The sequence below is a fragment of the Streptomyces griseorubiginosus genome (assembly GCF_001514195.1).
Classification (GTDB): domain Bacteria; phylum Actinomycetota; class Actinomycetes; order Streptomycetales; family Streptomycetaceae; genus Streptomyces; species Streptomyces griseorubiginosus.
Genome location: NZ_KQ948743.1, coordinates 193,365 through 204,863 on the forward strand (window position 1 = coordinate 193,365; position 11,499 = coordinate 204,863).

Annotated in this window: 10 protein-coding genes; 4 read left to right on the forward strand and 6 right to left on the reverse strand. The window is 70.5% G+C overall.

All coding sequences use genetic code 11. From position 1 onward, the window contains the following. Positions 1 to 69: 69 nt before the first annotated feature. Positions 70 to 1,005, forward strand: a complete 936-nt coding sequence (locus AQJ54_RS34375) for a WD40 repeat domain-containing protein (RefSeq protein ID WP_248845492.1) — start codon at positions 70 to 72, stop codon at positions 1,003 to 1,005. A 59-nt stretch (positions 1,006 to 1,064) separates the two neighbouring features. On the opposite strand, the gene AQJ54_RS34380 is transcribed toward AQJ54_RS34375, so the two are convergent. After that, on the reverse strand, positions 1,065 to 1,727 hold the full coding sequence (locus AQJ54_RS34380; RefSeq protein ID WP_062244096.1) for a hypothetical protein: 663 nt from the start codon (positions 1,725 to 1,727) through the stop codon (positions 1,065 to 1,067). Between the two features lie 281 nt (positions 1,728 to 2,008). On the opposite strand from AQJ54_RS34380, the gene AQJ54_RS34385 reads away from it, so the two are divergent. Together AQJ54_RS34385 and AQJ54_RS34390 are read left to right on the forward strand one after the other, a co-directional pair. After that, positions 2,009 to 3,643, forward strand: a complete 1,635-nt coding sequence (locus tag AQJ54_RS34385; RefSeq protein ID WP_381012776.1) for a serine hydrolase — start codon at positions 2,009 to 2,011, stop codon at positions 3,641 to 3,643. A gap of 179 nt (positions 3,644 to 3,822) precedes the next feature. Next, the gene (locus AQJ54_RS34390) at positions 3,823 to 4,380 is read left to right on the forward strand and encodes a hypothetical protein (protein WP_062244101.1); all 558 of its coding nucleotides are present in this window, start codon (positions 3,823 to 3,825) and stop codon (positions 4,378 to 4,380) included. A 193-nt stretch (positions 4,381 to 4,573) separates the two neighbouring features. Here the strand turns inward: AQJ54_RS34390 and AQJ54_RS46970 are convergent, their stop codons facing one another. Then, a complete protein-coding gene (locus AQJ54_RS46970) occupies positions 4,574 to 4,798 on the reverse strand; it encodes a hypothetical protein (RefSeq protein ID WP_248845493.1) in 225 nt (74 codons plus the stop codon). On the opposite strand from AQJ54_RS46970, the gene AQJ54_RS34400 reads away from it, so the two are divergent. Then, positions 4,797 to 5,249, forward strand: a complete 453-nt coding sequence (locus AQJ54_RS34400; RefSeq protein WP_062244106.1) for a DUF1569 domain-containing protein — start codon at positions 4,797 to 4,799, stop codon at positions 5,247 to 5,249. The two genes, AQJ54_RS46970 and AQJ54_RS34400, sit on opposite strands and share 2 nt — an antisense overlap. Before the next feature lie 72 nt (positions 5,250 to 5,321). Here AQJ54_RS34400 and AQJ54_RS34405 read toward each other — a convergent pair whose 3' ends face one another. The 4 genes from AQJ54_RS34405 to AQJ54_RS34420 all read right to left on the reverse strand — a co-directional run. Continuing rightward, on the reverse strand, positions 5,322 to 7,442 hold the full coding sequence (locus tag AQJ54_RS34405) for a PQQ-dependent sugar dehydrogenase (protein ID WP_062244108.1): 2,121 nt from the start codon (positions 7,440 to 7,442) through the stop codon (positions 5,322 to 5,324). Positions 7,443 to 7,650: 208 nt separating this feature from the next. Then, entirely contained in the window at positions 7,651 to 8,814 is a 1,164-nt protein-coding gene (locus tag AQJ54_RS34410; RefSeq protein WP_062244111.1) for a sugar phosphate isomerase/epimerase family protein, read from the reverse strand. A 313-nt stretch (positions 8,815 to 9,127) separates the two neighbouring features. Beyond that, positions 9,128 to 10,279 carry an inositol-3-phosphate synthase gene (locus tag AQJ54_RS34415; protein ID WP_062244113.1) on the reverse strand — a complete coding sequence of 384 codons (1,152 nt, stop codon included), beginning with the start codon at positions 10,277 to 10,279 and terminating at the stop codon, positions 9,128 to 9,130. A 528-nt stretch (positions 10,280 to 10,807) separates the two neighbouring features. Then, positions 10,808 to 11,499 (reverse strand): sugar phosphate isomerase/epimerase family protein (locus AQJ54_RS34420; protein WP_062244116.1); only part of this gene is annotated, 692 nt, incomplete at its 5' end.

An 11,499-nucleotide genomic window follows, 5' to 3' on the forward strand; every position in this document is an offset into this window, starting at 1 on the left:
CCGGTGCACGACGGTGCGCGGCCCGCTTGGTTGGCGCTGGGCGAAGACGGCACAATCAGCCGTTGGGACGTGGCGACCGGCCGTCACGAGGCCGTCGCGACCACCACCGTCCCGGAGGAACCCGACCACGATCCCTTCGACGGCCGTCAGCTGCGCAGGCACCTGCACGCCTCCCACGACGGCAGGTTCGCCGCGGTGGTCAACGACTACGGCCGGTTCGGGGAGGTGCTCGACCTGCGGGCCGGTGAGATCACGCTGGACCTGGAGAACGACGGCGGCCACCAGGAGACCGTGCCGTTCTCGCTGGCGTTCGGGCAGAGCCGTGGGCGCTGCGTGGTGATCCACCGCACGGAATGGAACCGCCTGGACGTGTCGGACGCGCGAACGGGGTCGCTGCTGACGGACAGGTCTCTCCCTGAGCCGCCGGAGCGGGGACCCCTGCCGGAGCATTACCTCGACTACTTTCACGGCGCCCTGTATGTGAGCCCCGACGGTAAGCGGATCCTGGACGACGGCTGGGTGTGGCATCCGATCGGCTTGCCGTCCGTGTGGAACCTCGACCACTGGATCGGGGACAACAAGTGGGAGTCCGAGGACGGCCCGAGCCGGGTCAACGTGTGCGACCGTGCGTACTACTGGAACCACGCCATGACCTGGATCGACTCCGTCCGGATAGCCGTCGAGGGACTCGGCGACGACGACGAGGAGATGCTGCCCGGCGCACGGATCTTCGACACGACTCGCACCGACGAACACGGGATGGCAGTGGAACTCCTGGCGTTCGAGGGCCCGGTCGGCCCGTTCTTCAGCGACGGCACGCGTCTCTTCAGCGGCGGGGCGAGCGGTCTGTCGATCTGGGATCCGGAACAGGGGGAACTCCTGGGGACCGTCCCCGGGATCTCTCCCACCCGTCATCACGCGAGCGCCGGGCAGTTCCTTGAACTCGTCGAGGGCGTGGTCCGTCTGTGGGATGCGGGAAGGGTCGGGGCCGGTTCGATGGGCTGACGTCCGATCGCAGCGGGTGCTCCTTGAGCCCGGCCACCCGCTCCGGGGCTGTCGATGTTCTATCGCCCGGCAGCGCTGCCCTCGCCGTCGATCTCATAGATCCGTTCCTGAAGTCGCTCACCAGCCCAGTCGAGGTCGACATCCAGGTCGAACCAGTGCCGGTCCTTGCGGTCGCCGGGCCCTGAGAGGTTCACCGCCGCCCAGGAGAACACTCCCAGGAGGACGGAGCGGCCGTGCTGTGCGGTGCGTACGGACAGCGCGAACGGTGCCGCGAGTGCCGCGCGGGTGACCAGCATGAGCTCCGCGTCCTCGGAATGCCGACGGCCGCCCGTGAGAAACCGGGGCGTCTGAGTGATCTTGACCCACTCGACCACCGCGTCCGCGACCTGGGCGCGCAGGCACTCCTCGACGCCCTCGCGTACGGCGATCGCCGGGTCGTCGCCGAGCCAGCCCAGCCAGTGATCAGGATCCGTGAGCTTGCCGAAATCGTCCTGGGGTGCCCCGTGCCGGGGATTCTCCCGGTACTCACCCGTCAGTTTCCCGTGGTCGTCCACCACCCACGCGCCGCGGATCGCCTCGGGAGGCACATAGCCGTTCGGGTCGTCGATGTACGCCGGGTCGATCTCGGCGACGCTGCCTCCCGGGTTCTCTGCGGCCGCGGCCAGGAGGGCCGGTTCGTTCGGTATGCCCTTACGCCGGGACCACCAGCCAAGACGCCCCACGTCCCCACCCAATCCTTCGCCCGCCACTGAAGCGCGATTGTGCCGTACCGGTCGTGATCGCGTGCGGGGCGGGTGGGTCATCGGTAGCGCCACGAGGTGGGGTCCTGGCCTCGGCGAGCGACGTCGCTCAGGAAAGAGGTGGTGGCCCATCCGGTGCAGAGGGAAACGGCGGCCGCAGACGGCGTTCTCGCACCTCAGCGGGCGGCGTTACGGCGTATACCGGTCCCCCGAACGGTCCGCCAGCCGCGACAGGTGTCAGCGAGGGGGATTTCATGGACGCCATGTCCCCCATCGACAGCGCATGCCACCGGCCCCTTCGCTCCGCCGCGGCACTGGGCCTGGTGGCGGCGCTGGCCGTCGGCTGTACCCAGGCTGATGCCGACACCGCCGCCGTGGCCCGCCCGGCCGCCAAGACCTCGCCGCTGCCCACGGTCCCACCCGCCCAGCCACCGTCACAGCTCACCCGCGCCAAGGTCGAGACCGCGGTGAGCCAACTGGACGGCGTCGTACAGGACGCCATGCGCCGCACCGGCGTACCCGGAGTCGCCGTGGGCGTGGTGTACGACGACAAGGTGATGTACCTCAAGGGGTTCGGCACACGGAAGGTGGGCACCAAGGACCGGGTCGGAGCGGACACGGTCTTCCAGCTCGCCTCGGTCTCCAAACCCCTCGCCTCCACCGTGGTCGCCGCGGCCGTGGGCGAGAAGACCGTCGGCTGGGACGACCCGGTCGTCAAGTACACCCCCGGCTTCGCGCTGAAGGACCCGTGGGTCAGCCGCCATGTCACGCTGGCCGACCTGTTCTCGCACCGCAGCGGACTGCCCGACCACGCCGGAGACCTCCTGGAAGACCTCGGCTACGACCGCTCCTACATCCTGGACCACCTGCGCTACGAACCGCTGGCCCCCTTCCGGGCCCACTACGCGTACACCAACTTCGGGCTGACCGAAGCCGCCGTCGCCACCGCGCGGGCGGCGGGGACCAGCTGGGAGAAGCTGTCCGCCGACAAGGTGTACCGGCCGCTGGGGATGAACTCCACCAGCTCTTCGTTCGCCGACTACAAGAAGGCGGAGAACAAGGCCACCCTGCACGTGAAGACCGACGGCACCTGGCGTGCGGAGTACGTGCGCGACGCGGATGCCCAGAGCCCGGCGGGCGGGGCCAGCTCCACGGTCCGGGACATGACGAAGTGGCTGCGCCTGCAATTGGGCAACGGAGAGTTCGAGGGCCGCAAGGTCGTCGACGCCGACGCTCTGGAGGAGACCCACCTGCCGCACATCGTCTCCGAGCCGCCGCACTCCCCCGCGGGCAGGGCCGGGTTCTACGGGCTCGGCTGGAACGTGAGCTACGACGACCAGGGCAGGCTGAAGCTCGGCCACTCCGGCGCCTTCGCACTGGGGGCGGCCACCAACGTGGCGTTGTTGCCGTCGGAGAAGCTCGGCATCGTCGTTCTGACCAACGGTGAGCCGATCGGTGTGCCCGAGGCGATCTCCACCACGTTCCTGGACACCGCGCAGACCGGCGGGCCGACCGTCGACTGGCTGACATTCCTCGGGCCCATCTTCAAGCAGGCGACGGAAGGCGAACGCTCGCCGGTCGACTACACCAAGCCGCCGGCCACGCCCAAACCCGCCAAGGCGACCAGCACCTACACCGGAACATACGCCAACGACTACTACGGCCCACTGACCATCAGCGCCCAAGGGGACGAACTCACCATGCAACTCGGGCCCAAGAAGCAGCGATTCCCCCTGCGCCACTACGACGGAAACACCTTCAGCTACCGCACCACCGGCGAAAACGCCGTCGGCCTGTCCGGCGTGACGTTCACCGTCGGATCCGGCGGACGCGCCGACAAGGTCAAGGTCGAGAACCTCGACGCGAACGGTCTCGGCACTTTCACCAGGAGCGACTGAAGTCGGCGAGGACGAGACACCGGTGGGCCATGCGCTCGGAGCTTGGACAGTCATGTCCGAGCTCCGAGCTCCGAGCTCCGAGCTGAGCCGGGGCCGTGGCAGTCAGGTCCGAGCTCCGAGCTGAGACCGGGCTGTCCGGCCGGTACCCATCACCCGGCCGACACCTCTACGCTCCGGACATGGTGACTCAGCCCGAGGACCAGGGCAGGGACGTCGTCGAGAACGTCGGCGCGGACCGTCCGCTGCTCGGGGAGCGCTGGCGGGCATTGTCGCGCCGCGCCCGGATGACGATCGCGGTGTCGTCCGGCTCTGTCGCCCTGGGCGCGGTCCTCGGCTACGTCGCGGCCACGCGCCCCCCGCCTCCACCGCCCGACCCGGTCGCCGCCACCACCGTCCGGATCACGGGCGTCCAGATGCCGCAGGGCTCCAGCCTCGATTTCGGCGTCACCATCCGTATCGCCTCCGCCTCCGCCGTGACGCTCACGGGATCGCGACAGGGCTACGACGGCTTCCTCCAGACCCGGCCCGTACCGGTCGCCGTTCTCCCGCCAGGTCGCGCGCTCGTCCTGCACACGCGCCTCAACGTCTACTGCCAGTTGCCGCTCCCGCCGCCCGGAACGCCGCTGCTGTTCGTGACCGTGCGCAACGACCGCCGAGAGGGCCGGGCTCCGGTCGTACCCACCGCGGCCCAGACCGCAGCCATCGACGACGCCGTGCAGCGGATCTGCGTGCACTGAGCCGAGCCACCCCGCCCACGGCACGACCAGCCCCGGGTGCGGTGAGCCGTCGCGGCGGCCCGAGTGTCCACGCAGGCTGCGGCGGCGAGGAACGGCCCGGCGTGTGTCGGTCGTCCCCCGTTCCGCCCCCCCGGAGCCGATCGTGCCCGACGGCCCATCTCCCGTGTGATTCCGCATCAGTTGGAGGAGGGCGTCAGCCCTGCGTGCCGTTCTGGTCGACGGGGTACAGGCCGAGCGCGTTCTTCGGGTCCGACGGGTTCACGCCCTTGACGTCGCCGACGTAAAGGTTGGTGCGGGCCTTGTAGCGGTCGAGGGCTGCGCGCGCCGACTCAGCGAACACCTCCTCCAGCCGGACGACGGCCTCGACCACCGCCACGGCCCCGGCCATCCCTTCGGCCGCCGCGTAAGCTCCTGCCATGCACTCCCCCGACCTTGAGCAGCTGATAAAGCCGCTCTCCCAGCACGACGCCCGCCCTGAGCGCGATCTCCTGGCGCCCGGCAGCTCCTGGAACCTCTCCCAGACGGTTCAGCACTGCGCCCAGACCATCCGTTACTCCGTGACCGGATACCCCGTGCTCAAGCCGGGCCTGTACCGGGCCACGGTGGGGCGACTCGCCAAGCAGGTCTTCCTGCGCCGGGGTGCGATGAAGCATCCGCTCGGTGCGGAGATCGAGGGGGCGCCGCCACTGGACCCGGACCTGCCGGTGTCCGACGCGGCGGCCGGTCTCGCCGAGGCGGTGGCCCTGTTCTCCGGCCACACCGGAGCGCACGCCACCCACCCCGCCTACGGGGACTGCACGCACGACGAGTTCGCGCAGCTCCACGCCATGCACCTGGCCGAGCACCTGCCGGGGCTGGCGAAGAACTGACAGCAGGCCATGAACGTACGACAAACGGGGCGCCCCCCCCAGCGGCGCCCCGTCTGGTGTCGTCGTCGCCGGTCAGTCGGCCGGGGTCAGGGCGACCTCGGCGCTGCCCGAGAGGGACGGCAGGCCGGCCGGGGGTGTGTCGGTGTAGGTGGCGTTGAAGACCGCCTTGAGGTTGTCCGAGCCTGAGTGGCCGCCGTCCACGAAGGTCTTGAACGATCCGGAGCAGCCGTTGCTCGTCGACAGCGGGTGCCCGTGCGAGTCGTGGCCGAGGATGAACGAGACGCTGACCTTCGCGCAGTCCACCGGTTGGTCGTCGGTGACGGTGACCTGCCAGGTGACCGTGTCACCCCAGTGGAACGGGGTGCCGCCGTGCGGGGCCGGGTCGGTGGTGAGCGCGACGACCGGCGCCTTGTTGCCGACGACGACGGGAACCGACGCGGAGGCCGAACGCCCGGTGCTGTCGGTGACCTTCAGCGTGGCGTCGTAGACGGCGTTCTCGGTGAACGTGTGCTTCGGGTTCGCCTCCCTGGAGTCGACCGTGCCGTTCGCGTCGAAGTCCCAGGCGTAGCGCAGGGCGTCGCCGTCGGCGTCCGTCGTGCCGGCGCTGGAGAACTGGACGGTCAGCGGGGTGGTGCCGTTGACCACGTCGGCCGCCACCTTGGGCTCCGGGGTGCGGTTGCCGCGGGTGAAGTCGATGCGGGAGAGCTGGGCCTCGGGCAGTTCCGCGAAGTAGCCGGTGCCGTATTCGAGGACGTACAGGGCGCCGTCGGGGCCGAACTCGGCGTCGATCGGGCCGTCCGTCTTGATCGTGGGGATCGCGTCCTCGATCTTGAGGACCTCGTTCTTCTTGCCGAGGGTGATGGCCTTCATCTGGTCACGGGTCCACTCGTAGAAGAGCGGCTTGCCGTCGAAGTACTGCGGCCAGCGGTTCTGGGCCTTGTTGCCCTTGTCGTACTGGTAGACCGGGCCGCCCATGGGGCCGATGCCGCCCGTGCCGAGCTCCGGGAACTCCGCGGAGGCCCCGTAGCCGTACACGATCTCCGCGTCCTCGACCGGGGGCAGCACGCTGCGGCCGGTGTTGTGGCGCGAGTCGTTGACCGGCTTCGCGCAGTCGAAGGCGCCGCTGGAGGTCTGGGTGGCGAAGTCGTAGTCCTGGTACGGCATGTCCTGGGTCACGCAGAACGGCCAGCCGTAGTTGGCGGGGCGGTCGATGACCATCCAGCGTCCGTGGCCGGCGGGGCCGCGGCCCGGGTTGGCGGTGTTGGCGTCGGGCGAGTAGTCGCCGACGTAGACCTCGCCGGTCTTGTCGTCGACGCCGAAGCGGAAGGGGTTGCGCAGGCCCATGGCGTAGATCTCGGGGCGGGTCTTCGGGGTGCCCGGTGCGAAGAGGTTGCCGTGCGGGATCCGGTATCCGCCACCGGGCTTGACCTGGATACGCAGGACCTTGCCGCGCAGGTCGTTGGTGTTGCCCGCGGTGCGCCGCGCGTCGTAGGCCGGGTTGCGCTCGACGCGGTCGTCGAGCGGGGCGTAGCCGTCGGAGGAGAAGGGGTTGGAGTCGTCGCCGGTCGACAGGAACAGGGTGCCCTTGCGGTCGAAGTCGATCTTTCCGCCGACGTGACAGCAGATGCCGCGGTCGGCCGGTACGTCGATGACCTTCTGCTCGGTGGCGAAGTCGAGCTTGTTGCCCACGAGTTTGAACCGCGACAGGCGGGTGACGCCCTTGTACTTGGCGAAGTCCGCGTCCGTGCCGAACTGGGGTGCGTCGCCCTCGTTGACTCCCGGGGTGGCCGGGTCGTCCATGGGGGTGTCGAGGCGGGGCGAGTAGTAGAGGTACACCCAGTGGTTCTTGGCGAAGCCGGGGTCCACGGCGATGCCCTGCACACCCTCTTCGTCGTGCTGGTAGAGCCCCGCCGGGCTCTTCTTCATGTCGGCGGCGAGGAAGTTCACGCCGCTCTTGGGATCGTGGATGCGGACCTCGCCGGTACGTGCCGTGTGCAGCACCCGCCGGTCGGGGAGCACGGCGAGGGCCATGGGCTCGCCGGGGCGGTCGTTGAGGGTGACCTTCTGGAAGTCCGACGCGGCCGGCGGTGCGGGGTCCGGTTTGGCGGCCTGCGCCGGGGTGAGGGGCAGGAGCCCGACGGCTCCGGCCAGGGTGGCGGCCCCTAGGAGGGTGACGATCCGTCTGGTGCGCACTCAGAACTCCTTCGGTCTGGTCTGCCGGCCGGCCGCGAAGCGGTTCGCAAGGCCGGCCGGCCGCTGCGGGTTGGAGGCGGATCAGGAGCCAGGCGCGCTCTGCACGTCGGACGGCGAAGCGCGCCTGGTGGGTGGACGCATGACGCTTCGTCAGCGACGGACAGTCGCGTGACGCTTCGTCAGGGCACAGTGCGAGGAGGGTGCTTCGTCAGTGGCGGGCGCGCAGGGCCGCCAGGTTCTGGTAGCCGATGCGGGCGAAGTCCAGGGACTGGCCGGGCACGGTCGTGCTGGGCGCGTTGTCCTGCTCGACCATCGGGTTGCGGTAGTTCTTCGCTCCCACCCGGGTGAAGAAGCGCCGGTAGTCGATGTCACCCGTGCCGAACGGCACCATGTCGTAGCCCAGACCGCTCTGCGGGTTGACGACACCGTCCTTGGCGTGGAAGAGCGGGAAACGGGCGCTGTTGCGCTGGACGAGTGCGGCCGGGTCGAAGACGTTCTCGCGCTGGGAGCCGTCGTGGGCGGTGTAGGTGTGGAACTTGTACTGGGCCACGTGCGCCCAGAAGACGTCGAGCTCCAGGTAGACGCTCTTGCGGTCGGTCACCTTCAGGAAGTACTCCAGCTTGCGGATGCCGGAGCTGCGCGTGGGCCGGCCCTGGGCGTCGAGCGGCCCGCCGTCGAGCAGGAAGTCGTAGGCGGCGTCGTGGTTGTGGGTGTACAGCTTGATGCCTTCACGGCAGGCGATGGCGCCCAGCGTGTTCCACTTCTCCGCGGCGACGTCCCAGTCCGCCCGGTAGGCCGTGTTGGTGGGGTCGGCGCCGGTGCCCATGTGGTCCATGCCGATGATGTTGGCGATCTCCAGCCAGCGCTTGAAGGTGTCCCGGTCCGCCGTCGTGAGCGGCCAGGACGGCGGGATGTAGCCGTGGCTGCCCTGTGCCCGCAGGCCGTACTCGTCGAGCCAGGAGCGCAGCAGCTTCGCGCCCTGGACCGTGCCCAGGTCGGCGCCACCGGCCGCGTTGGCGTGCTGGCCGTATCCGGCGAACTCCACCTGGTGGTAGCCGAAACGCGACAGCTGCTTGAACACCTCGCGGAAGCCGGAGGGCAGGTCCGAGGCGAGCGGGTCGCGGGCTATCGCGTCCCTGACGGTGTAGAGGATGATGCCGCGCTTGTGCGGCGGGACCAGGGCGGAACGGCCGTGGTCGTGGCCGCCGGCCTGCGCTCTGTCCTGCGCCAGGGCGGGGCCGGCGCCGAAGACCGGGGCCGCGATCGCCGCCCCGGTGACGGCCGTGCAGGTGCTGAGGAAGCGGCGGCGGCTGACGCCGAGGGTGCGGCGCAGGGCGTCGCCGGTGACGGCTTCGTCGTTGAACGCGGTCACAGGGTTCTCACTTTCGTCGTCGCGGTGCTGCGGGTGCCTCGCGGCTTCCGTCTCCGCCTCGGGCGGGGCCGGCGAGCCGCGGGAGAAGGGACTTCACTTCGGTGGCCGCTGCACGGCCGGGTACTGCGCGGGGTGGAGCAGCGGGGGGTGGAGAAACGGGGGGTGGAGAACAGGACGAGCGGACCGGGGTCGACGCTCGTAAGGAGGCCGCATCGCGGGGTGACGGGCCGAGGGGGTGACGAGCGGGTGCCATCGCTCTACGGCGACGCAGTCGGCCCTTGCCGTGGGGTGGCCGGTAGCCGGAAGGGGCGCGTCACGGTGCCTCCCGCAGGCGGTCGGCGAAGGACAGCAGGGCGGTGAACTGCTCCGAGAGACCCGCCGGCCCCCCGTCGGGATCCTTGAAGTAGAAGCCCAGTTGCGGCAGCGGGCCGGACAGGCCCGCTTCATGGGCGCGGGCGACGAGGCGGGCCAGGTCGAGCACGAGGGGCGCGGCCAGGGCCGAGTCGCAGCCCTGCCAGGTGGTCTGGAGGACCATCCGCGTGCCGAGGAAGCCGTCGAAGGCGATGTGGTCCCAGGCGGTCTTCCAGTCGCCGAGCGCGGGTACGTCGTCGATGTGCACCTCGCCCTGCGGTGTGCGCCCGAGGGTGTCGGCGAGGACGCGTTCCTTGCCGGCGTTCTTCGCCGCTGCGGCGGCCGGGTCGGCCAGGGCGGCCCCGTCGCCGCCGCCCAGCAGATTGGTCCCGGACCAGGCGCGGACCGTGAGGGCCCGCTGGACGAACATCGGCGCCAGTACGGCCCGTAGCAGGGTCTGGCCGGTCTTGCCGTCCCGGCCCGCGTGCGGCAGCGCCCGGGCGGCGGCGGCTTCCGTGAGGGCCGGGGTGCGCAGCCCGGTGGACGGTGTGAAGTTGACGTGGGGGCACCCGGCTCGTACGGCAGCGGCCGCGTACAGGGAGCTGGGCGGCAGCCGCACGGCGTCCGGCGCCGGGACCGGCTCGGTGGAGGAGAGGTTGACGACGACCACCCGGGCCAGTGCGTTGCGCACCCGGAACGAGGTGAGGTCGGCCGAGAAGTCCGCGATGAGCTCCTCGTCGCTTCGCGGGTCGTCGGGAAGCGGGCCGCCGAGCCGTATCTCCTCGTCGGCGGCCTGGAGTTCGGCGCGTACGGCGGGGGCGAGTCCGTGCGGCAGGACGCCCGCTTCGGTGAGGTGTTCGGCCCGCTTGGGCAGCGGGGAGTGGACGGTGTCGTGGCCGCCGAAGACGAGTGAGGTCAGGGGCGGCAGGCCGGTGCCGTCGAAGGGCGCGGTCTCGGTGACCATGCCGGTCGGCGGGTGCAGTCCGGCGGCGACGGCCGCGCATCCGGCGACGGCGGTGGTGGCGACCGATCCGCGGGCTCCGACGAACCAGACACCGGTACGTGCGGTGGTCCCGGCGGTCCCGGGCTTCGATGCGTTCCCGTCGTTGTTCACGGGCTGCCTCCCTGCCATGTCGTTGGTCCGGTGCGGTTGGAGGACGGTCGGCGGGGGCGCGGGGCCCCTCGCCCACCGTCGGCATGGGGACGGCTTCGGCCGCGCGGTCCGGAGGGCTGCTCCGTGGTGGTGGACGCGGCTGCGCTGTGCGGGGCGGCAAGGAGCCGCCGGTCCGAGATGCGGGTGTCTTGGGGCTGTTGGCCCTGTGCGGTGCGAGGTCTGCGGGACTGCGAGTCTGCGGATCTGCGGGGTCTGCGGGGTCTGGCGGGGTCGTCCTTCGTCGGTCGGTCGAACGAGGGTGCGCCGTACGGCCTCAACGCGTCGTCAGTTGCGAACCACTGTGTGGTTCCTGTGCTCGAAGGGACCGTAGCCCCGTTCGTCCTTGGCCGGAACCCCTTGCGCAGCGAAACGGCGAACTTCTTCCAGAATCAGGACAAAGGCGGGGCGGGGCAGCCCGAATCGACCTGGCGGCCGCGTTGTGACGGTTTGTCAGCGGCCTGCCCGGTTCACGCTCGTGCGATGGACGGCCTAGTTCTCGCCGCCTGCGAACGCGGCGTCGAAGGAGGCCGACGGGGCCTCGAAGTCGTAGCGCTTGAGACTCTTCAGCGCCTCCGGGGCGCCCTGGAGCCGGTCCATCCCGGCGTCCTCCCACTCGACCGAGACGGGCCCCTGGTAGTCGATCGAGCGCAGCATGCGGAAGACGTCTTCCCAGGGGACGTTGCCGTGGCCGGCGGAGACGAAGTCCCAGCCGCGGCGGGGGTCGCCCCAGGCGAGGTGGGAGCCCAGGCGGCCGTTGCGGCCGTCCAGGCGGGTGCGGGCCTCTTTGCAGTCGACGTGGTAGATCCGCTCGCGGAAGTCGTAGAGGAAGCCGACCGGGTCCAGGTCCTGCCACACGAAGTGGGAGGGGTCGAAGTTCAGCCCGAACGCGCTGCGGTGACCGACCGCTTCCAGGGCGCGGTGGGTGGTCCAGTAGTCGTAGGCGATCTCGCCGGGGTGGACCTCGTGGGCGAAGCGCACGCCCTCGGCGTCGAAGACGTCCAGGATCGGGTTCCAGCGCTCGGCGAAGTCCTGGTACCCGCGGTCGATCATCGCCTGGGATGCGGGCGGGAACATCGCCACCAGATGCCAGATCGCCGAGCCGGTGAAGCCGATGACGGTCCGGACACCGAAGGCGGCCGCCGCCCGCGCGGTGTCCTTGATCCGCTCCGCCGCCCGCCTGC

What these genes read in the sequence shown, in the direction of transcription:
- AQJ54_RS34385 (WP_381012776.1), top strand. Translation starts at nt 2,009, where the DNA reads ATGTCCCCCATCGACAGCGCATGCCACCGGCCCCTTCGCTCCGCCGCG.
- AQJ54_RS34390 (WP_062244101.1), top strand. Translation starts at nt 3,823, where the DNA reads ATGGTGACTCAGCCCGAGGACCAGGGCAGGGACGTCGTCGAGAACGTC.
- AQJ54_RS34400 (WP_062244106.1), top strand. Translation starts at nt 4,797, where the DNA reads ATGCACTCCCCCGACCTTGAGCAGCTGATAAAGCCGCTCTCCCAGCAC.
- AQJ54_RS46970 (WP_248845493.1), bottom strand. Translation starts at nt 4,798, where the DNA reads ATGGCAGGAGCTTACGCGGCGGCCGAAGGGATGGCCGGGGCCGTGGCG.